We start from the raw sequence: 21,574 nt of genomic DNA, 5'->3' as shown, positions 1-21,574 counted from the left end.
CACGCCCTAGCTAAGAAGCTCTTAACTTGAGTGCAAAATATTGATAGGTAAACGCTTTGGCAGCACTTCTCTCATAGGTCGCAATCTCATTATCGATATCGATAAGCGCTTGAGACGCGACCATGGTTGGTGCCAATTCGTTGATACGACGTTGAAGTGGCAGCCAGTAGTTTTGCCAAGCTTCGATCCCTAGCGAGAATTGCTCCACAAGGTCATAGCCCAATGCATCAAACTGTTTCAGTCGTGTCGCGATGGTTTGCATGTCAGGGTATTCGGATTGCCAAAACTGTTTGGTCTTTTCATCCGGCGAATCGGTGAGCCAAACCAGATCACTCACCATAATCATGCCACCGTTTTTTAGGCATGATTTCCATTGTGTCAGCGCGTTTTCCATTCCCATGATGTAGACGCAGCCTTCCGCCCAAATCGCATCAAAACTGTTTGCCGCAAATGGCAATGACGTCATCGATGCACAAACAGGTGAAACTTGCTCGCCGAACTGTGTCTCCGCCAATTTCTGTTTAAGTTGCTCAATCGCAGTAGGTTCATTATCTACGGCAGTAATATGGGCATCGCAATGCTCTGCAAGCAATAAGGTCGATGTCCCCTTTCCGCTGCCGATCTCCAAAATATGCGTTGCACTGTTAGGCAGAAATGAAGCCGCTTTCAGTGTGTCTTCCTGACTACCCGGTCCCCACCGCTCTAGCGGTGCAAATATATCCATAAAATCTTGCATGTAAGCATCGTGGTCATTCATGTCTTTTGATAGCCATTTCAATCGAAGCGCTTCTTTTTCGCTGTACCCTTGCGTGTTCAGCCAGTTTAAGTGCTCGAGCGGGGCACTCTGGATAAGCGATTCATGCAAATTTCGTTGCGAGCGCTCACCGAGTAACCCGAGCAACAATTCACGTGCTTGTGTTTTCTTCTGAATTTCTTCTTCTAGCTGATGCAATCGCTCAACCAGAACCTGTTTATCCAACTTCACATCGAGGCAGCTTTGACACTCTTTTAACGTTAACCCTGCACTTTGAAGTTGTTGAAGGAGGAGTAACCGTTGCAAGTCGCGTTCACTGTAGCGGCGATATCCATTGCTTAGCCTCTGACCACTGATCAGGCCGAGCTTTTCATAGTAGAGCAAGGTAGTGCGTGATATACCCGCTTTTGAAGCCAACTCTGAAATCAGATACATGGTGAAACAAGCCTATGCTTTCTCAATTGGGACAGATTATGAACTATGAAGTAGTAGACAGGTCAACCTGTTTTAATGCTATCCATCACTCAAAATCATCGGCTTCAATAGTTAAATTCAGAATGCAGGAATCAGCTCATTGTCGCTCGCCATATCTCCACGATCGCAAAATGGCAACGTCATCATGGACATCGATAAAAATGAATATCGAGCTTTGATATGGTTCTATGAAAGGTCAGACAGTGAGACGTTACTCTCAGGCAATACCCAATATGATATACCCAAACAACCAGAGGATGCAGGGTTCAGCGAGATATAGTGACGCCTGTACTTGCAAAGAGGCTTTATGAACTACGAAGAATTCAATCAATTTTGTGGCTCTTTACCAGCGACCACGCATATCGTTCAGTGGGGGAACTCGCATGTATGGAAAGTGGGCGGTAAAGTCTTCGCTATTGGCGGTTGGAGCAAAGACAAGCAGCCAGCGTTCACCTTCAAAACCTCAGAGCGAAACTTCTATTTTTTGCGTGAATGCGAAGGCTATATACCCGCGCCCTATTTTGCTAACCGTGGTATGAAATGGATTCAGCAAATTGATAGTCATCATGAAAAGGACGACGATTTACAGTATTACCTAACTGAGTCTCATCGCTTAGTGTCTCTCGGGCTAACCAAATCTAAGCAAAAAGAACTGGGGCTCAATCAGGAGATGGGCTAAACAGCCTACTATCAATATTAAGCGTTTTAATTTCCAATATTTGAAAATAAATGTCCCCGTTTGGTCACCCTCAAACGTTATGTATACGAGACCAAATCTCACAACAATAATTCATGATATGGAGAGACGAAGATGAAAGAATTTATGTTTATCTACCAAGGTGGTGACCCTGACTGGATGAAGAACACATCCTCAGAAGAGATGGCGGCGATAATGAAATGCTGGGAAGATTGGATGACCAAACTGCAAGAAGCAGATCAACTTGTGACTGGCGGTTCACCCTTGCATTTCGAAGGCAAGCGCGTGACGCCGGATATGGTTATCACTGATATTGCTGCCGCTGAGTTTAAAGAACTCGTGAGCGGATATTCCATTGTTCGCGCTGACAGCTTGGAAGAAGCCGCTGAACTCGGAAAATCCTGTCCGATCTTCCAATCTCCTGGTGTGTCATTAGAAATTCGGCAAGTCGTGAAGATGAGTTAACACACCGTTCTTGAGTATATAAATCTATTGATTGACTAGGAGGCGTTCAATCTGAGCAAGCATCATCTGCTGCTCTTGTTGAGTTCCTCCTCTTTTTTTGGCTTCTTCAGCAAACTGATAAGCCTCTGAGCTGTTACCGGACTTAGCATGAATATGCGCCAAAATAGCGAAAGGTAAGTGAGAGTGTTCCATGCCATGCTTTGCCTGAATCGCGGCTACTCGTTGAAGAGCGCATTTTTCGTTGCCTTGATAAGCAATGGCAATGGCTTGATTAAGTTTCGCGATAGGCGATGCCGATACATCAATGAGCCTTGCATAATAGTGTTCAACCTTCTGCCAATTGGTTGATGTAAACGTCTTGGCAATGCAGTGCTCCTGCGCAATCAAAGCTTCACAACAAAAGCGCCCTGCGTCATTCAATGTCTCTGACATGTTTAGCGTCGCGAGGGCCACGTATTGCTGACCCATTCCAACCATATTTGGATCCCATCGCTCGCGTTCTTGCAAATCCAAAGGTATCGGGTTGCCATCCACATCTGTTCTCGCAGCCAACCTCGCCATGTGAAAATGCATTAGCGCGTACAAAGCCAAGGTTTCACGATTAGCGATATGCGGGGTTTCCACCAGTATGCTCACCAACGCCATAGCTTCTCGACAAAAATCAAAGTCGATGGCTTTCTTGCCATCCGAACAGTACACCCCTTCGTTGAACAATAGGTACAAGGACACATGAACCGTCTCTAATGCTTGCTCTATATGTTCTGGCGGAGGTTGCTTGAAAGCATACAACTTGAGTTGATTTCGCGTACGGTGAAGACGCTTTTTGATGGTTTCTTCCGGTACCAACAAAGCACGAGAAATAGCAGAGAGGCTAAAGCCACAAAGCAGTTTCAATATAATGGGGAGTTGATTCTCTGGTTTTAGATTTGGGTGGCAGCACCAAAAAATCATCCTGAGCGTGTCATCTTTTATCGCTTCTTCACTGAACTCCCGCTCCACGGTGCGCGCCAACGTCCACTCACTTTCAAGGAAATACGACAAATCGTCCCCAAAGCGGTGCTTATTTCTGTTGGCGCGAATCACATCAATAGCGTGGTTTTTAGCCGTTTTCATCAACCAGCCAGCGGCATTCTGTGGCTCGCCGTGCTCCTTCCAGTGTTTCAGCGCTTTGCTAAAGGCTTCTTGCATTGTGTCTTCAGCAAGCTCTATGTTTTCGACACCCAAAATACGCGTCAGCGCCGCCAATACCTTGGCTGATTCAGCGCGATACAATTGATCAATGTGATCTAACAACTCTCTGTCTAACAACGCTGGCATCACCACTTCTTGTCTTCCTATACAGTAGGTATAGCGCATGACAAAGCTCGAAGCTGTTGGGGATTAATCACTTACCGTGATTTATGCATTTTTGCTCTTGTCTGATACAAAATCGCCTTTTCGAATAAGCAACAATTGACGATATCAGCAAAGATACAGTGGACGGGATCACCTTTGCGTTCAACCGTGCTTTGCGTTTAAGCGTGCTTTGCTTTGCTTTGTCAGTGCTTTGCAATCTGGATCGCTAGGCAAAAAAAGAGCGGCTCAAATAAGCCGCTCTTTCAGTTTGAAAACGCCATGGGAAAGGCTGATTGCTACAACCTAAAAGCTCGTTTCCATTTTCAATTCAGGCACTACCGGATATCGCATACCCGCCATGTGCTCGATGCAATGAATAACCTGGCAGCTATAACCAAATTCATTGTCGTACCATATATACAGCACGCAGCGATTGTCTTCTGCGATGGTCGCTTGGCTATCAACCACCCCCGCGTAGCGAGAACCGACTATATCGGATGATACAATCTCAGTGGATTGGGTATAGTCAATCTGCCCAGCCAACGGAGAAACTAGTGCTGTTTCACGCAAGAATGCATTCAATGATTCACGCTCAACCTTGTTACTAAGGTTCAGATTCGCAATCGCCATTGATACGTTAGGCGTTGGAACACGAATAGCATTACCCGTCAGTTTACCTTTCAATACTGGCAAGGCTTTAGCGACTGCTTTTGCTGCACCTGTCGACGTCAGTACCATGTTTAATGATGCGGCACGCCCGCGTCGCTCACCACTGTGGAAGTTGTCGATCAAATTTTGGTCGTTAGTAAATGAGTGCACGGTTTCAATGTGACCCGATTCAACACCGTATCGATCATTCATGGCTTTCAACACTGGGGTGATCGCGTTGGTGGTACAACTGGCCGCAGAAATAATGGAGTCTTGATCGTCGATATCGTCATGGTTCACACCAAATACAATATTCTTGATGTCGCCTTTACCGGGAGCAGTCAGCAATACCTTAGCAGCACCTTTGGCTGTTAAGTGTTGACCAAGACCTTCGTCATCTCGCCACATACCTGTGTTATCGACCACCACGGCGTCATGAATACCATGTGCTTCATAATCAACCTCTGAAGGATGGCTTGCGTAAATGAACTGAATGTAGTTTCCGTTCACAATGAGTGCATTGCGCGCCTCATCAACCAAAATCGAACCGTTAAACGGCCCGTGTACCGAATCACGACGCAGCAAGCTGGCGCGCTTTTCCAAGTCGCCATCTTTGCCACCACGTACAACAATCGCGCGTAAACGCAGAGGATATCCTGGTCCGCTTTTTTCTATCATTAGGCGCGTAACCAAGCGTCCAATGCGCCCAAACCCATACAGCACAACATCTCTGGGCTCCTTAAGAGGCGTACTTTTGGGTAGGTGTGCGATTGATGTCTTTAAAAAATCATCTAACTCGCCACAATCTTGGTGGTCTCGCCAATACAGGCTGGCAAGGCGTCCTAAGTCAATGCGACAAGCTGGCAAGTCAAATCCTGCGAGCGTTTCCAGAAGAGGTAAAGTATGCGAAGTCGTCACTTCCTGACCAGTATACCATCGTGCAACACGGTGCGATTTAAGCAAATCTATTGTGCTCGCATTGATCACTGCGCGACCGTAGATCTGAATCTCGACACCTTTCTCGCGGTATAATTTGCCAATCAAGGGGGACATGGTTTCCGCATCAGTTTGGCTCTGTTGCCATTGGGTAAGATATTGTTCTGGGCTCATGGTTACTTTCTTTGCCTTTTTGGGTGTTTCACAGTTAAAAGGGGGCTTGAGGCTGTTTTTATTATTTTGGCGAAGAGTCTAACGACAGGATAATTATTAACCAAGTAAAAAAAAGTTCTTACAGCAGTCCCTTTTATTCAATGCTTTACCTCCATATCTGTTGAAAATTTACTGTCCAAAAAATTTATAATCTTCGATCCTCGAAAATATGATTGAAAGTTTACAACGTAAGTCTTTCAATTTTTGTCTCATATTATTCTTATTAATCGCCACCAAATAAGACCAGCATTGCTGCCATAGCCGCAAAGACGTCTCTCCCTCTGACAATTACATGACAACTTAATTACACCACTAAATGTTTCACTTTCGAGTCACTCATCATCCACCTCTATAAAAGCCTGTGATACAAGGGATTGTTCTTAAAGTGGTGACTTAGACTTGATAAATTATCTATCACAGGTATCATTTAAAGGGATTTAATGCTTAGACCTCTAAAGGATTCAAACCACAATGAGTACTGAGACAATTTACCAAAGCGCAGCGTTAACGCGCTTTAGGACGGAACAGGACGAATGGATGTTTCGTGTTCCGCGAATCGATGATGGCTTTAAGATCCATAACCTCATCGCCAGTTGTCCCCCCCTTGATGAAAACTCCTCGTACTGCAATTTCCTCCAGTCCTCCCACTTCAATAAGACCTGCATTGTTGCTGAGCACAATGACGAGGTTGTCGGATTTATATCTGCCTATTTGAAACCGGATGCCCCTCATGATCTCTTCGTATGGCAAGTCGCTGTATCGCCAGACATGCGTGGAAAAGGCTTGGCCTATCGAATGCTGCAAGGGCTATTGAAGCGCAAACATCTGCAGCACGTAGTCGCGATTGAAACGACGATCACGCAATCGAATGAAGGGTCTTGGAGCCTGTTTAGAAAACTTGAAGCCGCTAATGGCATAAAAGGTGAGGTTTCTGTGTTTCTCGATGAAGCGCAGCATTTTGAAGGCCGCCACGATACCGAGTTTCTATTCCGCATTCCTTTGAACAAAAATCTTTAATTTTAATAACGGAAACATGATGAACATTTTTAACGAGAAAGAATCAAACGTTAAGTCTTACTGTAATCGCTTCCCAGTAGTGTTTACTTCTGCAAAAGGCTGTTGGTTAACCACAGATAAGGGCGAGCGCTACATTGATTTTCTCGCAGGCGCAGGTTCGCTTAACTATGGCCACAACAACGACATCATGAAACAAGCGTTGCTTGATTACATCGACAAGGATGGACTCACGCACGGTCTAGATATGCATACCGAAGCGAAGGCCGCATTTCTAACCGCACTCCGTAATCACATCTTCGAACCTAGAAATCTTGATTACAAAGTGCAGTTTACTGGCCCAACCGGTACCAATGCTGTTGAAGCGGCAATGAAGCTCGCACGTAAAGTAACAGGTCGTGCAAACATCGTGACCTTTACCAATGGTTTTCACGGCTGTACCTATGGCGCTTTGGCAGCAACAGGTAACCAGCATCACCGTGGAGGTTCTGGCATGCCACTCACAGGCACGTCACGCCTTCCTTATGAAGGTTACGCTGGCGTTGATGGACTTGCGCTGTTTGAAGCCATGCTTAATGACAATTCAAGTGGTCTAGATAAACCCGCTGCGGTATTACTGGAAACCTTACAGGGTGAAGGTGGCTTGAATGTCGCCTCTAATGAGTGGCTTCAACGTTTAAGCAAAATCTGTAAAGACAACGGCGTGCTTGTCATTGTTGATGACATTCAAGCGGGTTGTGGCCGTACAGGTACTTTCTTTAGTTTTGAGCCATCTGGTATTAAACCAGACATGGTAACGTTGTCTAAATCTATTGGTGGTTACGGCTTACCAATGGCACTTGTGCTGTTGAAACCAGAATTGGATAAGTGGTCGCCGGGTGAACACAACGGTACGTTCCGTGGCAATAATCACGCGTTCATTACTGCGACAACAGCAATTGAAAACTACTGGCAGAACGACGATTTTGAACAGCACATTGCAGCGCGTAGCCAGCAAGTGACAAAGACCATCGAGCGCGTTTTAAAACGCTTCCCAAGCCTTTTTGTACGCGCAAAAGGCCGCGGCATGATGCAGGGTGTTGAGTGCAAGCGCCCAGAGTTTGCATCTGACATTGCTGATCACTGTTTTGAGAACGGTATGATCATTGAAACCGCTGGGCCAGATGATGAAGTGGTCAAATTCTTCTCGCCACTGACTATCAGTGAGTCCGAGCTAGAAAAAGGCCTGCATATCTTTGAACAAGCAGCTGAACACGTTTCCAATGCTGCCACCCGTAAAGCGTCGTAAGGAATTAGGAAAGATGATTGTAAGAACTCTGGAAGAGTGTAAAAACAGCGAACGTCGAGTTGTATCAGAAACATGGGAAAGTGTTCGCATGCTCCTAAAAGACGATCAGATGGGCTTTTCTTTCCATATTACAACGATTTATGAAGGCACAGAAACACACATCCATTACAAGAACCATCTTGAATCTGTGTACTGCATGTCTGGCGAAGGCGAAATTGAAGTCGTCGGTGGTGAAACGTACCCAATCAAGCCTGGCACTTTGTACATTCTGGATAAACATGATGAGCATTACCTTCGCGCTTACTCTGGTGAAGGTAAAGAAATGGTCATGGCTTGTGTGTTTAACCCGCCTATTACAGGTCGTGAAGTTCACGACAAAGACGGTGTTTATCCCCTCGTCGACTAATCTAAATCATCAATTTTAGGGAGCGATTTGCTCCCTATTTTTTATACACAAAGGACGTATTCATGACTTATACCGTAGAGAAAATCGGCGGTACATCAATGTCAGCATTTGATGCTGTATTGGACAACATCTTTCTTCGCCCTGCTTCACCGTATAACCGTGTGTTTGTCGTTTCAGCGTACGGCGGTATCACGGATGCTTTGCTCGAATGCAAACGCTCTGGCGAACCGGGTATATACCAACTCGTGGCGAAACGCGACGAGCGCTGGATTGAAGCATTTCATACCCTCAAGCAACGCCTACAGCTAATCAATAGCAACATGTTTGCTGATCCGTTAAGCCGCACCCGAGCAGACAAGTTCATCACCGAACGTTTGGATGACGCGCAAAACTGCATCACTAACATCTTGGCCACGTGTGAATACGGCCAGTTCACGCTTCGCCAGTACCTTCCACAAATTCGAGAATTTTTATCTTCGATCGGCGAAGTACACAGTGCGTTTAACACCGCTCTGAAGCTAAAAACTCTTGGCGTGAATGCACGTTTTGTTGATTTATCTGGGTGGGATAACAACCTTTCAGGCAATTTGGATACGGTCATCAAAAGTGCCTTTGAAGACATTGATGTCACCAAAGAGCTGCCTATCGTGACGGGTTATGCTTACTGTGATGAAGGTTTAATGAAAACCTATGATCGCGGCTACAGTGAAATGACATTCAGCCGCATCGCATGCCAAACCTCTGCCGATCTTGCTGTTATCCACAAAGAGTATCACTTGAGCAGTGCCGACCCACGCATTGTTGGGCCTGAAAATGTACTGCCGATTGGTAAATCGAACTTTGATGTCGCGGATCAACTCGCGAATTTAGGCATGGAAGCGATTCACCCGAATGCGGCTTCAGGTCTGCGCCAAAACAACATTCCACTTCAAATCAAAAACACCTTCGAACCTGAACACCAAGGCACGTTGATCTCTCAGGAATACCAACCTGATGCAGAGAAAATCGAAATCATTGCGGGTAAAAACAAAGTCTTTGCCTTGCATATTTTCGACCAAGCCATGGTAGGGCAAGTGGATAACGTGGGTTACGAGATGATGGAAATCATTGCCGATGCACGAGTCAGTTTGGTCGGTAAGGAAATGAACGCAAACTCCATTACTTACTACCTCAGTGGTGCCGTGAAGAACCTCAATCACTTACTATACAAAGCCGAGAAACGCTTCCCAAGCTCGACCATTACTGGTCAGTGGGTCGCACTCATCTCTGCCATTGGCGCTGAGATCAACACCAATACGACACTGAGTCGCGGTGTTTTGGCTTTGATGAATCACGACATTGCGCCGATTGCTGTGCACTCTTCAATGCGCAACGTAAACGTTCAATTTGTCGTAAAAGATGATGTGTATGACAGCACAATTCGTGCTCTGCATGACGAGTTTTTCACTGCCACTAAGCAGGCGAAAAAGCAGCACGTCGCTTAACTGACTGCCCCGCGCTCGTAGAAAACAAGAAACGCTCATTGATGACCTCAATGAGCGTTTTTATTTGCCGAGAGCGATACTCACCACGCCCTATTGCACTGATTGTCAGGCGTTGACTCTTTGGCGGAGATTAATTCGCTTTGATCAGCACTGACGTGTCCATACGCCCCAAACCCTGCTCTTGCAAGCTGGCATACTTGCTATCTACTTCCTGCGTCAGCGATAGCGTCAAATCATGACGCTTGGCTTCATCGAGGCAAATCCCCAAATCTTTACGCATCCAATCAATGGCGAAGCCAAAATCAAACTTGTCTTGCGCCATGGTCACTGCACGGTTTTCCATCTGCCACGAACCCGCTGCGCCATGTTTCAGCACATTGGTCACTTGCTCGATATTCAGGCCTGACGCTTGAGCCAACAATAGGCCTTCACTCAACCCCTGCAAAATACCTGCAATACAAATTTGGTTCACCATTTTGCAGCGCTGACCTTGTCCATTCTCGCCCAGCAACACGGCTTGTTTGGCGTAAGCATCGAAGACTGGGGACACAAGGTTGAATATATTTTCATTGCCACCACACATAATGGTCAACGCACCATTTTCTGCGCCCGCTTGACCGCCAGAAACAGGGGCATCAATAAAATGCACGCCCTTTGCCTTACACGCAGTCGCTAGCTCTTCTGCCAACTCGGCGGAAGTCGTCGTGTGATCGACCAAAACGCTGTCCGGCTTCATGCTCGCGAGCACACCATCATCACCATAAATGACACTTCTAACATCATTGTCATTGCCGACACAAACAAACACGATATCGCTGTTTGCTGCCGCTTCACGCGGGGTCTCGGCAAAAGGCTGCTGATACTCTGCCGACCACGCTTCGGCACGAGCGGTCGTGCGGTTATAAACTGTGGTATTGAACCCTGCACGAGTAAGATGACCCGCCATTGGGTACCCCATGACACCCAAACCGATAAACGAAACCTTTTTCTCTGACATATCCTTATCCTCTCTGTACGGGTGCATGGGCGACATCGCTGCTTGTTTCACAGCAAAGAAAGCGCCAAACCAAAATCGTCAATGCGGTTAAGCTCTGCACCCGTCATGTAGAAAAGTGCTCGACCTAAGTCTCGAGTTAACTCGCGTGTTGTGGTGACTATAATTGCATCGATTGACATATGTCAATATTGAATTTGATTGCAATAGGCTATTTCAATTTAGGATAAAGCTCGCCATAATTTATTCCAGTGTCAGAAAACGCATGGAATGCTTGTGAGCGAAACCAAATTTAAAGACATCGCCCGTCAAATCGAACAACGTATCGATACAGGTGTATATCAACCTAATGCCAAGTTGCCGCCGCATCGCGAGCTGGCTGCTGAGTTAGAAACGACGCCTGCAACCATATCTAAAGCCTATAAACTGCTCGCGGAAATCAATCGCGTAGAGTCATTTGTGGGGCGCGGAACGTTTGTCGTGGGAGAGTCACAACTCAATCAGGCTATCCAACCTGCTGACAATGACACCGAGTTTAACTTCTCGATTCTTCAGCCTTATGTATCGCAAAATCTCGCTTCTTTGCGTACGGCATATCAAAAAGCATCCATGACGTTCACACCCGAGTTGCTCGCATATACCGACCACTCCGGACACCTACCACACCGTAAAGCGGGCGCAATCTGGGCCCAACGTTATGGATTGAAGTCGGCATCCGCGAACAATGTGCTTTTAACCAATGGCGCACAACATGCCCTGTCATTATTGATAGAAACGCTGACCCAGCCTGGTGATGTTATCGCGGTCGAAGCGCTTACCTACCCCGGAATCTTGGCCATCGCAAGTTTGGCAGGACGCCAAGTGATTGGCGTTGACATGGACGACGATGGGCTCATCCCATCAGCCCTCGAAGACGTATTGAATTCGCACAAACCCAAGCTCGTTATCGCTATTCCGTCTCACCAAAACCCAACTGGCATCACCATGCCAATGCAACGTCGACAGGCCATTGCGAGCATCATTGAGAATTCATCTGCCTATCTAGTGGAGGATGACATTTACGGTTTTTTGAACGAAGACACCTTGCCTGCAATATGTCATTGGCTCCCAGAGAAAGGCATTCACATTTCGGGTTTATCGAAGGCAATTAGCCCTGCCATGCGCTGCGGGTTTGTCGTTGCCCCTGATCATTTATTGCCCGTACTGAATGCCCATATACGCGCCAACATTTGGTTGGCTTCTCCATTAAACTTCATCGTCGCAGAACAGTTAATCAATAGCGGTGAGGCTTTTTCTATGGCTGAAGCTCAGCGTGATATTGCCAAGCAACGGCAAGCGATCGCCAGCAAAATTCTCGGTGCCATGATATCGGAATCTGATGGTTACCATGTTTGGGTAACCTTGCCGGCACATTGGCAACAAGAGCGCTTTGTGATGGAAGCGAAACAGCGAGATTTGATCGTTACCAGTGGCAGTTATTTTTCGGCGGGAGATTCCAGCCCCAATTGCGTTCGCCTGTCTTTGATGTCGATAAAGAACAACGATGCGCTGACGCAAGGGCTACAAGCCTTAAATGCGTTGGTTGAAAGTCATGAGGTGTCTTTGGCACCGTTTTGAATAACGTAAGATGTTCCGGGGATACACTAAAATTTAGTGGTTTTACATCATACAAGCGCATTTAGGATTAAAGTGATATTCTAGCGCTCGCATTGAATCACTGAGAATCTAAAAATGAGCAAATTGACTGCTGACATCGAAGCAAACCTGACGCTTTTCATTGCAGAAACACAAGAAACCAACCAAGTTTGGGGTTTAACCAATGAAGAAGGTTGGCTGGCATGCGATTCTACCGAATTTGAAAACAGCGAAATCATGCCATTCTGGTCTTCAAAAGAAGATGCAGAACTTCACAACGTGGAAGAGTGGGCAGATTTCGAAGTGCAAGAAATCCCGCTAGACGTTTTCGTTCAAGATTGGCTGATCACGCTAGACGAAGACGGCGTACTGGTTGGTATTAACTGGAACGCTGAGCTAGAAGGCAAAGAAATTGAGCCCGCAACACTGGCAAAAATGTATCTGTAATCGTCTTCTCGACGAGTAAGATCACAAAGGGCATCCACGTTGTCGTAGATGCCCTTTTTCATGCCTGCTGTTTATCGATGTTGACGCTTAATTCTCTGTCACGTAATGACGTGGTTAAACACGAATTACGGCGCAGCACGCCCCAACAATCGAAAGTACCAATTCTCCACTTCATGCGTTTCCTGGCGAAGAATGACTTTGCTCATCCAACTTTCAGACAGGGCAGTTTGCTCACGCAGCTTCGCTAACCCTTCGGGATTTAAAGGGTCGCCAAAGAACACGTCACACACTTCACGTAGCGTCATGGCATGCTCAGGGCGAGAGAGAAGCACGAGGGGCGATTGCGCACTCACAGTGCCCGTCTGAACCACACGATAAAGCCAACCACAGCGGCTGATGGCTTGCATATCGATCGACAGGTTTTCAACTTCCCAGCGTTGATTGAGCTTGAAACATGGCGAGCGCGGCTGGCTCACTTCAATGATGGCATCGCCCCATTGGTAGCGATCGCCAACGCATACCGTGTCTTCCGTCATCCCGACAGTACTGATGTTCTCCCCCATACCCGGTGCTTGCCAATCCTGCTCATCACCATGCTTTTTGCGCCAAAATGCATAATGCTCTCCCGGGTAATGATGAAGTGCTCTTTCTGTTCCGCCGTGATGCTTTTTATCTGCGGTTTCATCACCGTCTAACCCCGTCTTTGATAAAAAGACATCACCTACAATTTCAACCTTGTCCATCGCGGTTTGCAGGCCATAGCGCGCTGCCACTTTCCCACGATAAATGGTCGAAACCTGAAAGGCTGAATGTGATGAAGGCACAGGGTTCGATGCATCTTGCAAAGCGGAATCTCCAAAGCGAATAGTCGAGACTATCTAAAACGTTATTGTCTTGGTGTTATCGAGTGAAGCAAAAAATGCGCTGATGTCTTTCACATCCTCTTCACTGAGTTTCACCCCAAGCTGATGCCATGCCGTGTCGCGCACAGCCTGATCTAAATTGAATACCGCGCCATCATGAAAGTAGGGCGCGGTTTGCGCCACGTTTCTAAGCGTCGGCACTTTAAACATAAAGTTGTCCGCTGAACTGCCCGTAACGTGTGCGCGGCCTTTGTCGATCTTGTTCGGATAAGGCTTCACTAAACCCATTTTCATGAATAGTTCGCCGCCAAGCAATGGGCCGTTGTGACACGCATTACACCCTGTGGAAATAAATCGCTCTAATCCCCGCTTTTCTTGAGTACTCAGCGCGGTTGCATCCCCCGCGAGGTATAGATCGAATCTGTCTTCTGTCACCAAGGTACGTTGGAACGCAGCAAGCGATTCGGTCAAATGCTCAAACGTCAGTGCATTGTCAGCATCTGGGAATGCAGCAATAAAAGCTGCTTGGTAGCCTTTATCTTTCAACCTCTGAATGGCCTCCTCTTCGGAGGATAAGCCCATTTCAATCGGATTGGTGATAGGCCCACTGGCTTGCTCTCTGAGGTTTTTTGCTCGCCCATCCCAAAATTGAACAAATTGAAAGCCAGCATTCCATGTCGTCAAGCTATTGCGTGTACCCAATGTACCGAGAGATCCCACTGAAACTGATGACAGTTCGGTTCCCGAGCCACCGTCGAGAAGGTTATGGCAAGTGTTGCACGATTGATTGCCATTGGCAGACAGTGCGGTTTCAAAGTACAGCGTTTTGCCGAGAGCGATCCGCTCCGGCGTATCTTGCTCACTGCCAGGCATCTCACTCGGCAGCGGACCAAACAAACTATTGGCGAGTGTTTGTAGAGGTTCAAGGGAGAAAGCATTCACAGAAAAACCGATCGAAGAAGAAACAAATAAGGCTTTGAAAATCGTGTTCATTCTATAACCCCGCTTCGGTGACATGCCTGAGAGTATAGGCACCAACCGGCAACCAGTGACAGCGGGATAATTCGATGGAAGCAACAGAAAAAACGAATGAATAGAAATAAAGCATCGTCGTGTTCTCGCAATACCATGCTCAGTAATACGAGACGTTCTAGCTAACAAATTGATTAGAAATTGAAAGGAGGCACCTACCCCCTTTCAATGACACTACACAGTGACGTTGCTAAATATCACTACGCCTTCACCTTCGTCGGTGTGCGTGTGAACAACAAATAAATCAAAGGCACGGCGCAGACGAAAGGTAGCACCGCCAAATTAAGCGTTTGCCAACCTAACGTAACTTCTAAGTTACCCGCTAATAGCGCCGTAATTGTCACGCTGCCAAACACTGCAAATTCATTGATGGCCTGAGCACGAGATTTATCTTGAGGTAAATACGTCTGAGTGAGTTTGCTGGTTGCACCGATAAACATGAAATTCCAGCCTACACCGAGTAGTACTAAAGCAATACGGAAATGCCATTCTGACACCCCGTTCATGTTCACCAAAATACAAGCGATGAAAAACAAACTTCCCAGAATGATCGTCATTCGATTGCCGATCTTTCCGATGAGCGAACCCGTAAAGAAAGAAGGCACAAACATCCCCAAGACATGCCATTCAATGACTAACGCAGCTTGTTCAAAATGAAAGCCATGCTTATGCATTGCAATCGGTGTAACCGTCATGAGTAGATTCATTACGGCATAAGCCACAACGGCAGCAAACACCGCAACCAAGTAACCCGGCGCACGAATGATATGAGACACAGCACGCGGTTGGCTGTCTTTTTCAACGGGAGTCACTGGAGGCAAACCAATGAACTGAAGAACAACAAGAGAAAGCACATACAACACAGTAATACCAACGAACGCACCACTAAAATGCGTTCCCGGTAGCCAGTGCTGACTGGCAATAGCGAGATTCGGCCCCAACACCGCTGCCAATACGCCACCAACCATAGAAAGAGAAATCGCCTTATCGCGACTGTCAGGGTTACTCACTTCTATCGCAGCAAAGCGGTATAAGGTGCCGAACCCAATGCCAATGCCTAACAACAAAGTACTAAAGCAAAACAACCAGAACGCGGCTTGATTCAACGCATACACGCAGAGCATCGCACCCAATATTCCAATCACGTTACCTAGCATAAAGCCATTCTTTCTCCCAATTTTGGCCATGATGAGAGAGGCCGGAATCGTCGCAAGCATCAGGCCAACAAACTGTGTCGATACAGGCAGAGTAACCCAAGTGTCACTTGGTGACAGTTGTTGACCGATAAGCCCATTAACCGAAATCAGGACAATATTGCCGCTCATCAGAAGAGCTTGGCATAGCGCCAACAACCAGACGTTTCTATTCATTCCGTGAACACCGTATGTATATGCGAAAAGATCGAGTATCCCGCACAGCGTTAATGACAGCAACCTTTAGCGGGTATATTCGATGCCTTGTCTTTTGGTCTCTTTTTACACTGAAACAAGCCTTTCCATACAGGAATGACAGCCAAATCAGCCTGTAAGGCTTTCTAACATCACTGTCTCGATATTAAGCCACCAAAAATCAGCGAATTGTGTGAATCTGTAATAGGTAGCAAGGCAACTCGTATCAGTGTATAAACTCAAGGATGGTATTGGATATGTCAGTGGTTTCAAAAAGCCCAGTAAGAATTGTCGGCGAATCAGATCTCGATTTTATTTATGGCTCAATTCACGATGACTACTTCGATTTAAGTCGTGACGACGATGATCTTAAGATTATTGGTTTTCATGGCGACGACACTATTTTTTCAGGTCTTGGTGATGACATACTCGTCGGCGGAGCTGGCAACGACTTTATTTTTGCTAATGCTGGCAGTAATTCATTACGAGGGGGCACAGGAAACGACCACCTACTCAGTAAAATTGATCATGGAACAGTAAGAGGCGACTATCGCGATGTGATGGATGGTGGCGTTGGAGACGATGTTTTAGCTTCTGAGAGTTCGCAAAATTGCACCATGAATGGCGGTGCTGGAAATGATTTCTTCTCGTTTAGAGATCTTGGGGCTGCCCAATCTGGTGTGAGTTACTGCATTGGTGGCGAAGGGAAAGATTCATTCAATTTCTTCGAATTTCAAGCCTCAGAAGATGCAGATCCAAACAACACCATCGTGCGAATCAAAGACTTCGATGTCGGAATTGATAGCCTAAAATTTCACTTCTATGGTGATGAATACCAAACGAATGCGGACACGTCTTTCATCGTCACACAGAAAGGCGCAAATATGGTCATCGATTTTCAGGATAAGGTGTCTATCATCTTACATGGCATTGACAGTCAAGAAGTCGCTATGAGTGATCTGTTCAATACCGATGACCTTGGCCCTATTGACCCAATTCTTTTCTAATGCCGCTCACTTTAATAAACCTCAGTGCCAGTTGGTGGCCAGTAAGATACCCAGCAATGTGAAGATGTCCGATTTCGGATTGCTTGGGTATGACTGATTAACGAATTTAACAACCTCGCAAAAAATGACAGTTGCAAATAGCAACCTCCTTCACTCGTAAAGACCTTGATATTTCCAATACTATTTTCAAAGTAATTTCGACTGACTTCAATCTATTGAATATAAATCCACATTCATAGCGTGAACTTAAGACATTGGATTGTTTTTTATCACGCTATCAATAACATGACATTGGTTAAGTTGATTTTGGAAACTAATGCTTTGTCGATAAAACTCAGTCGTACCAGCAATACCGCAAGCATCCTCAATTCTCTTTGGCAGTCGCCTGGGGTATCACGCATTGATATGGCGACAAAATTGGGGCTAGACAAGTCTACTGTCACCAAAGCAGTGAACCACTTACTTGATATCGGCATGATCCTAGAACAACCAAAAGCCGTGTCTGGTAAAGGGGGGCGCCCCAAAATGTCTTTGGTTTTTAATGCTGACTTTGGGGTAATCATTGGTGTTGATGTTAACTCTGATGTACTCAAAGTTTCCGTTGTAAACTTGCTCGGGCAAGTTATCTACCACGATATGCTCCCGATCAACACACAAGTGTCTATTGATACTGCGTTAATTGAAGCACTGGTTCCCTGTGTTAACACAATACAAGCTTTATTCCCCCGCATTCTCGCTATTGGCATCGGCATGCCAGGTCTTATCGACCCTGACAAAAGCCAACTTCTGGTGTCTCATTCTCTCAATATTCGCTCGTCTATTAATTTCGCCCCACTGTTTAAGCGTCATTTTCCTTACCCTGTCTTTATCGACAACGATGCCAATTGTGGTGCTTGGGGAGAGCTGATGCAGCAGCGCAGCCTCCACTATGATCATTTTCTCTATGTATTGCTCTCAACTCACCATGCCAAGGAACACTACCACCAGCTTGGAATTGGCGTAGGCATGATTCTCAACCGCCAACTCTTTTATGGTGAACAGTTCATGGCGGGCCAATTCAACAGTCAGGAGCTGATTCGCGGTACGGAAGCGACACCGAGCGTCATCATTAAGGAATTCTCTGCACTGGCCGTGAATCTTTGCGGTTTGATGAGTATCCGTCGAATCGTGATTGGCGGAAATGGCATGTCATTTGGCTCAGAACTCGCCGCATCGTTAAGAAACCACAGCGATGGGCTATCTGGCTTGCTGATTGCAAAACCTAATATCGAATTTTCACTTCTTGGCCCACAAGCCGCCGCAATGGGCGCCGCCTCAATGGCATGGCAAAAATTGCTCACGGCTGAGCTTAAACTTGCGGAGAGCCTTCGCTTACCCGAGAACGGAAATCTTTCAATTTAAGAGCGACTCACAAGGACGACTGATGGCAATGATCTTCCCTTTACCTAAACGCTACCTAGCAGGATATTCGACGAAAAATGTCAGTATTTCCGCATTTGCTTCATCTTGCCCAGTGAGTTTTGGTGCGAAGGTCAACCTAACAACATTGAATTATCAGCATGACGATTCACTGCCTAAGCAAGGCTATCGTATCAGCATTGCCGACGGCTGCTTGCTTGTCGATTACTCGGATCTTCATGGCATCCGATATGCCCATCTCACCATAAATCAATTGATCGAACAAAAGGCGATACTTCGAGACGATATCATCATTGAAGACTGGCCTGATTTTCCCACTCGCTCAGTATTAGTCGACATTAGCCGTGATCGTGTGCCAACGATGGCGACCCTCAAGCGTCTAATCGAATACTATTCCCATTTAAGATTTAACCAGTTACAGCTCTACACAGAACACACTTTTGCCTATCAGAAACATGCTCGTGTTTGGGCTGACTATTCCCCAATCACAAGTGAAGAAATCCGTGAGATCGATGCGTACTGCCAATCATTAGGTATCGAACTGGTGGCCAACCAAGCGTGTTTTGGTCACATGGAAAAGTGGCTCAACCATCCTGAATACCATCATCTCGCAGAGCAAACGTCAGGCTTTACTGATCAACGCGGGGATTTTCGGGAAGGAGCGTTTGGGTTAAATCCTATCAGCCCACAAACCGAAATTTTTATCGACGAGCTACTTAGCGAATTGCTGCCAAATTTCTCGAGTAATACAATAAATATCAACTTTGACGAAACCATGGATCTTGGTGAAAACGCAAGCAAATCGGCATGCGAAATATTTGGTAAGGGAAAAGTCTATTTAACCTACCTCAACAAGATCATCTCATTAGCGAAATCGAAGGGTAAACAAAGCCAGATATTTAGTGACATGCTATTTCGCTACCCTAATCTGATTGACCAACTCCCCAACGACCTTACTTTGCTAAATTGGGGATACGAACCCGATCACCCTTTCGATGCAGAGCACAAACAACTCGCACTTTTTGGCTATCCATTCCATGTCGTCGTCTCAACGGATTGCTTCGCCTCGGTGTCAGGACGCTGGCATGCCGCCGTTTCACATATGCGCAAAGCTGCAAAGTCCGCGAAGCGTTTTGGTGCCGAAGGGTATATGGTGACTGAATGGGGAGATATGGGACACGGACAACAGTTTGCCATGCCCATTCCAGCCTACGCGTTTGGCGCAGCAATGGCTTGGGGAGAGGAGCAGCAATTAGACAGCAATGTCAGTCAAGCTGTTAAGTGGTTTTACCCCGATGCTAAACAGGTTGAAGTAGACGCACTTATTGCGTTGCAAGATATCTATCTCGTCACGGGCGTGCAAACCCCAAACTGTGCTTTTTTTGGTCCTGTCCTTTTCGACCAACATTCACGCAGACACATAAAACGCGCGACTGGCATTAAATCTCACACCCTTGATCTTGCAATGAATGAATTGACCCAATGGCGACAGAAGCTCGAGCCGCTTAGAGCCAGCGAATTGACTCCAGATCTACTTTGGACCATCGATGCTCTTGAGATTGCCTGCCAGATCGTTCAAGGATATGCCGACGAGAACCACCGTCAAATTGAAGACTTTTCGGCGGAAAGAAAAAGCGCACTACGCCCAAAAATACAAACTCTCTTGGACACGTATCGTCAACTCTGGACTGAATATTATCGGCCCGGTGGGGTGAATCAAAGCAGCGGACGACTCTCTTATTTACTCTCACTACTGGATGAGTCGCCAACGACCCAACATTCAACAGAGGCTGTTCATTAATGAATACTAAAGACCAAGTAAAATCCGCGTTTGATGCGCTTTCGCTCGCCAATAAAGTAATTTTTGTCCACGCCTCCATGCGCTCCTTAGGCCAACTTGAAGGAGGAGCAAGTACACTATTGAACATGCTACTCGCACAAGGATGTACGGTTATCGTCCCTTCGTTTAACTATGATACGTTGTGTTACCCACCTCAAGACGATAACTACCAGCAGAATGGACACCGTGGGGAGTGGCAATTCGACAATATTCGCCCTTTTGACCGCAATGACAATCGCATTGAAGTCTCGATGGGAAAATTTGCCGCCACCGTCGTCAGCCATGAGGAACGCTTCCGAACAGATCACCCAATTGGCAGTTTCGCAGGGGTTGGGCCAAAAGCAGAAGCTGTGTTATCACACCAGAGTGACATCGATGTATATGGTCATTACCAATATTGCACTAATGCCACAGACGCGATCGTGCTGTCAGTGGGTGTCACATTAAACAGCATTACTCCTATCCACTTCGCCGAGCAAATATCCGGGCGACAGCTATTTCGTCGATGGGCTCGAACTCAAGCACGCGGTGATGTCGAAGTCTGTGTAGGTAGCTGTTCAGAAGGGTTTCATCAGCTTGAAAAAACATTGCAACCCATCGCCACCAGCATTGATGTAGGGCTGGGTCAATGGACAAGCTATCCACTCGCAGCGTTAATACAAGAAAGTGCACGTGCAATCTCGGTTAACCCAACAATCACACAGTGCGCGCCTGAGTGCCCAAGATGCCAAGATATGGCTGCGGGTGGGCTGATCAGCACAGTTCAGGGGAAACAACCTGACCTTTTTCAATAGCCACAACGAACCGTAGTTAACTCTCTTCCGGCCTTTAAAAGGTTACGCCGTCACACATTGATTTTTTAAGCGCTTCATCGAAATAATGCCTATACAGTCATTAATTCGGTTATTTTTTGACGAACGAGAATTCATTGTCTATTTTTTAACACACTTGCAACAATAAAAGGACAGTGCCATGAAAGGAAGTCATCTCAATATCGATTATCTTGTGAAGGTAAATAAGCAAGAAGAGTTAGGTGGTTACTCTGCCTCTTTTTCCTTCACTCCGACTGAAACAAGCAAAAATAGCGCAAATCAAAAAGCGTACGAACTTATGAACTCAGACAAGTCACTGTCTATTTTTAAAAGCAAAGAAGAAGCCGCAATTGCTGCCGAGAAGTGTGTTCGAGTCTGTATTGATGACGGATTTGTAAACTAGAAATTCTTCACAACACTCAG

Annotated in this window: 20 protein-coding genes; 13 read left to right on the top strand and 7 right to left on the bottom strand. The window is 46.3% G+C overall.

Translation table 11 applies throughout. The annotated features are described in order from the left end of the window. Window positions 1–10: 10 nt before the first annotated feature. Window positions 11–1,189, bottom strand: coding sequence for a MerR family transcriptional regulator (locus tag L4D06_RS15900; RefSeq protein ID WP_274165297.1), 1,179 nt, complete (start codon window positions 1,187–1,189; stop codon window positions 11–13). Window positions 1,190–1,535: 346 nt separating this feature from the next. Between L4D06_RS15900 and L4D06_RS15895 the strand changes: the two genes are divergently transcribed. Both L4D06_RS15895 and L4D06_RS15890 read left to right on the top strand, forming a co-directional pair. After that, window positions 1,536–1,907: an MmcQ/YjbR family DNA-binding protein gene (locus L4D06_RS15895; RefSeq protein WP_429740378.1), complete on the top strand. Its 372-nt coding sequence runs from the start codon at window positions 1,536–1,538 to the stop codon at window positions 1,905–1,907. A gap of 132 nt (window positions 1,908–2,039) precedes the next feature. Further along, window positions 2,040–2,390 carry a YciI family protein gene (locus L4D06_RS15890; RefSeq protein WP_429740377.1) on the top strand — a complete coding sequence of 117 codons (351 nt, stop codon included), beginning with the start codon at window positions 2,040–2,042 and terminating at the stop codon, window positions 2,388–2,390. A 24-nt stretch (window positions 2,391–2,414) separates the two neighbouring features. Here L4D06_RS15890 and L4D06_RS15885 read toward each other — a convergent pair whose 3' ends face one another. Together L4D06_RS15885 and L4D06_RS15880 are read right to left on the bottom strand one after the other, a co-directional pair. Then, on the bottom strand, window positions 2,415–3,707 hold the full coding sequence (locus L4D06_RS15885; RefSeq protein WP_429740376.1) for an RNA polymerase sigma factor: 1,293 nt from the start codon (window positions 3,705–3,707) through the stop codon (window positions 2,415–2,417). A 321-nt stretch (window positions 3,708–4,028) separates the two neighbouring features. Then, a complete protein-coding gene (locus L4D06_RS15880; RefSeq protein ID WP_274165299.1) occupies window positions 4,029–5,483 on the bottom strand; it encodes a glyceraldehyde-3-phosphate dehydrogenase in 1,455 nt (484 codons plus the stop codon). Window positions 5,484–5,993: 510 nt separating this feature from the next. Here L4D06_RS15880 and ectA point away from each other — a divergent pair. The 4 genes from ectA (at window position 5,994) to L4D06_RS15860 (ending at window position 9,714) form a co-directional block, all read left to right on the top strand. Beyond that, on the top strand, window positions 5,994–6,539 hold the full coding sequence (ectA, locus tag L4D06_RS15875) for a diaminobutyrate acetyltransferase (protein WP_274165300.1): 546 nt from the start codon (window positions 5,994–5,996) through the stop codon (window positions 6,537–6,539). A 19-nt stretch (window positions 6,540–6,558) separates the two neighbouring features. Further along, window positions 6,559–7,824 carry a diaminobutyrate--2-oxoglutarate transaminase gene (ectB, locus tag L4D06_RS15870; RefSeq protein ID WP_274165301.1) on the top strand — a complete coding sequence of 422 codons (1,266 nt, stop codon included), beginning with the start codon at window positions 6,559–6,561 and terminating at the stop codon, window positions 7,822–7,824. A gap of 13 nt (window positions 7,825–7,837) precedes the next feature. Continuing rightward, window positions 7,838–8,230 (top strand): ectoine synthase, encoded by a 393-nt coding sequence (locus L4D06_RS15865; RefSeq protein WP_274165302.1) that lies wholly within the window; start codon window positions 7,838–7,840, stop codon window positions 8,228–8,230. A gap of 62 nt (window positions 8,231–8,292) precedes the next feature. Next, window positions 8,293–9,714: an aspartate kinase gene (locus tag L4D06_RS15860; RefSeq protein ID WP_274165303.1), complete on the top strand. Its 1,422-nt coding sequence runs from the start codon at window positions 8,293–8,295 to the stop codon at window positions 9,712–9,714. Between the two features lie 130 nt (window positions 9,715–9,844). Here L4D06_RS15860 and L4D06_RS15855 read toward each other — a convergent pair whose 3' ends face one another. Next, window positions 9,845–10,738 carry an NAD(P)-dependent oxidoreductase gene (locus tag L4D06_RS15855; protein WP_429740375.1) on the bottom strand — a complete coding sequence of 298 codons (894 nt, stop codon included), beginning with the start codon at window positions 10,736–10,738 and terminating at the stop codon, window positions 9,845–9,847. 246 nt (window positions 10,739–10,984) lie between these two features. Between L4D06_RS15855 and L4D06_RS15850 the strand changes: the two genes are divergently transcribed. Continuing rightward, a complete protein-coding gene (locus tag L4D06_RS15850; RefSeq protein WP_429740374.1) occupies window positions 10,985–12,325 on the top strand; it encodes an aminotransferase-like domain-containing protein in 1,341 nt (446 codons plus the stop codon). Window positions 12,326–12,439: 114 nt separating this feature from the next. Then, window positions 12,440–12,790, top strand: coding sequence for a DUF2750 domain-containing protein (locus L4D06_RS15845; protein WP_429740373.1), 351 nt, complete (start codon window positions 12,440–12,442; stop codon window positions 12,788–12,790). Window positions 12,791–12,915: 125 nt separating this feature from the next. On the opposite strand, the gene L4D06_RS15840 is transcribed toward L4D06_RS15845, so the two are convergent. The 3 genes from L4D06_RS15840 to L4D06_RS15830 form a co-directional block, all read right to left on the bottom strand. Then, on the bottom strand, window positions 12,916–13,635 hold the full coding sequence (locus L4D06_RS15840; protein ID WP_429740372.1) for an MOSC domain-containing protein: 720 nt from the start codon (window positions 13,633–13,635) through the stop codon (window positions 12,916–12,918). A 33-nt stretch (window positions 13,636–13,668) separates the two neighbouring features. Beyond that, entirely contained in the window at window positions 13,669–14,646 is a 978-nt protein-coding gene (locus L4D06_RS15835; protein ID WP_429740371.1) for a cytochrome-c peroxidase, read from the bottom strand. 239 nt (window positions 14,647–14,885) lie between these two features. Beyond that, a complete protein-coding gene (locus tag L4D06_RS15830; protein WP_429740370.1) occupies window positions 14,886–16,055 on the bottom strand; it encodes an MFS transporter in 1,170 nt (389 codons plus the stop codon). Between the two features lie 275 nt (window positions 16,056–16,330). On the opposite strand from L4D06_RS15830, the gene L4D06_RS15825 reads away from it, so the two are divergent. The 5 genes from L4D06_RS15825 (at window position 16,331) to L4D06_RS15805 (ending at window position 21,554) form a co-directional block, all read left to right on the top strand. Next, the gene (locus tag L4D06_RS15825; RefSeq protein WP_274165309.1) at window positions 16,331–17,080 is read left to right on the top strand and encodes a calcium-binding protein; all 750 of its coding nucleotides are present in this window, start codon (window positions 16,331–16,333) and stop codon (window positions 17,078–17,080) included. A gap of 285 nt (window positions 17,081–17,365) precedes the next feature. After that, window positions 17,366–18,481 carry an ROK family transcriptional regulator gene (locus L4D06_RS15820; RefSeq protein WP_429740369.1) on the top strand — a complete coding sequence of 372 codons (1,116 nt, stop codon included), beginning with the start codon at window positions 17,366–17,368 and terminating at the stop codon, window positions 18,479–18,481. 22 nt (window positions 18,482–18,503) lie between these two features. Further along, on the top strand, window positions 18,504–20,300 hold the full coding sequence (locus tag L4D06_RS15815) for a family 20 glycosylhydrolase (protein WP_429740368.1): 1,797 nt from the start codon (window positions 18,504–18,506) through the stop codon (window positions 20,298–20,300). Beyond that, window positions 20,300–21,133, top strand: coding sequence for an AAC(3) family N-acetyltransferase (locus tag L4D06_RS15810; protein WP_429740367.1), 834 nt, complete (start codon window positions 20,300–20,302; stop codon window positions 21,131–21,133). The genes L4D06_RS15815 and L4D06_RS15810 overlap by 1 nt, the downstream gene beginning before the upstream one ends. 178 nt (window positions 21,134–21,311) lie before the next feature. Beyond that, window positions 21,312–21,554: a hypothetical protein gene (locus L4D06_RS15805; protein ID WP_429740366.1), complete on the top strand. Its 243-nt coding sequence runs from the start codon at window positions 21,312–21,314 to the stop codon at window positions 21,552–21,554. The last annotated feature ends 20 nt before the right edge of the window (window positions 21,555–21,574 follow it).

The sequence above is a fragment of the Enterovibrio makurazakiensis genome (assembly GCF_050336585.1).
Lineage (GTDB): Bacteria > Pseudomonadota > Gammaproteobacteria > Enterobacterales > Vibrionaceae > Enterovibrio > Enterovibrio gelatinilyticus.
Note: the sequence above shows the minus strand (reverse complement) of the source record. Positions and strands in the feature narration are given on the sequence as shown.

Excerpts from the sequence above, each read along its gene's own strand:
- L4D06_RS15900 (WP_274165297.1), bottom strand. The coding sequence starts at position 1,189 with ATGTATCTGATTTCAGAGTTGGCTTCAAAAGCGGGTATATCACGCACT.
- L4D06_RS15895 (WP_429740378.1), top strand. The coding sequence starts at position 1,536 with ATGAACTACGAAGAATTCAATCAATTTTGTGGCTCTTTACCAGCGACC.
- L4D06_RS15890 (WP_429740377.1), top strand. The coding sequence starts at position 2,040 with ATGAAAGAATTTATGTTTATCTACCAAGGTGGTGACCCTGACTGGATG.
- L4D06_RS15885 (WP_429740376.1), bottom strand. The coding sequence starts at position 3,707 with ATGCCAGCGTTGTTAGACAGAGAGTTGTTAGATCACATTGATCAATTG.
- L4D06_RS15880 (WP_274165299.1), bottom strand. The coding sequence starts at position 5,483 with ATGAGCCCAGAACAATATCTTACCCAATGGCAACAGAGCCAAACTGAT.
- ectA (WP_274165300.1), top strand. The coding sequence starts at position 5,994 with ATGAGTACTGAGACAATTTACCAAAGCGCAGCGTTAACGCGCTTTAGG.
- ectB (WP_274165301.1), top strand. The coding sequence starts at position 6,559 with ATGAACATTTTTAACGAGAAAGAATCAAACGTTAAGTCTTACTGTAAT.
- L4D06_RS15865 (WP_274165302.1), top strand. The coding sequence starts at position 7,838 with ATGATTGTAAGAACTCTGGAAGAGTGTAAAAACAGCGAACGTCGAGTT.
- L4D06_RS15860 (WP_274165303.1), top strand. The coding sequence starts at position 8,293 with ATGACTTATACCGTAGAGAAAATCGGCGGTACATCAATGTCAGCATTT.
- L4D06_RS15855 (WP_429740375.1), bottom strand. The coding sequence starts at position 10,738 with ATGCACCCGTACAGAGAGGATAAGGATATGTCAGAGAAAAAGGTTTCG.
- L4D06_RS15845 (WP_429740373.1), top strand. The coding sequence starts at position 12,440 with ATGAGCAAATTGACTGCTGACATCGAAGCAAACCTGACGCTTTTCATT.
- L4D06_RS15835 (WP_429740371.1), bottom strand. The coding sequence starts at position 14,646 with ATGAACACGATTTTCAAAGCCTTATTTGTTTCTTCTTCGATCGGTTTT.
- L4D06_RS15830 (WP_429740370.1), bottom strand. The coding sequence starts at position 16,055 with ATGAATAGAAACGTCTGGTTGTTGGCGCTATGCCAAGCTCTTCTGATG.
- L4D06_RS15825 (WP_274165309.1), top strand. The coding sequence starts at position 16,331 with ATGTCAGTGGTTTCAAAAAGCCCAGTAAGAATTGTCGGCGAATCAGAT.
- L4D06_RS15820 (WP_429740369.1), top strand. The coding sequence starts at position 17,366 with ATGACATTGGTTAAGTTGATTTTGGAAACTAATGCTTTGTCGATAAAA.
- L4D06_RS15815 (WP_429740368.1), top strand. The coding sequence starts at position 18,504 with ATGGCAATGATCTTCCCTTTACCTAAACGCTACCTAGCAGGATATTCG.
- L4D06_RS15810 (WP_429740367.1), top strand. The coding sequence starts at position 20,300 with ATGAATACTAAAGACCAAGTAAAATCCGCGTTTGATGCGCTTTCGCTC.
- L4D06_RS15805 (WP_429740366.1), top strand. The coding sequence starts at position 21,312 with ATGAAAGGAAGTCATCTCAATATCGATTATCTTGTGAAGGTAAATAAG.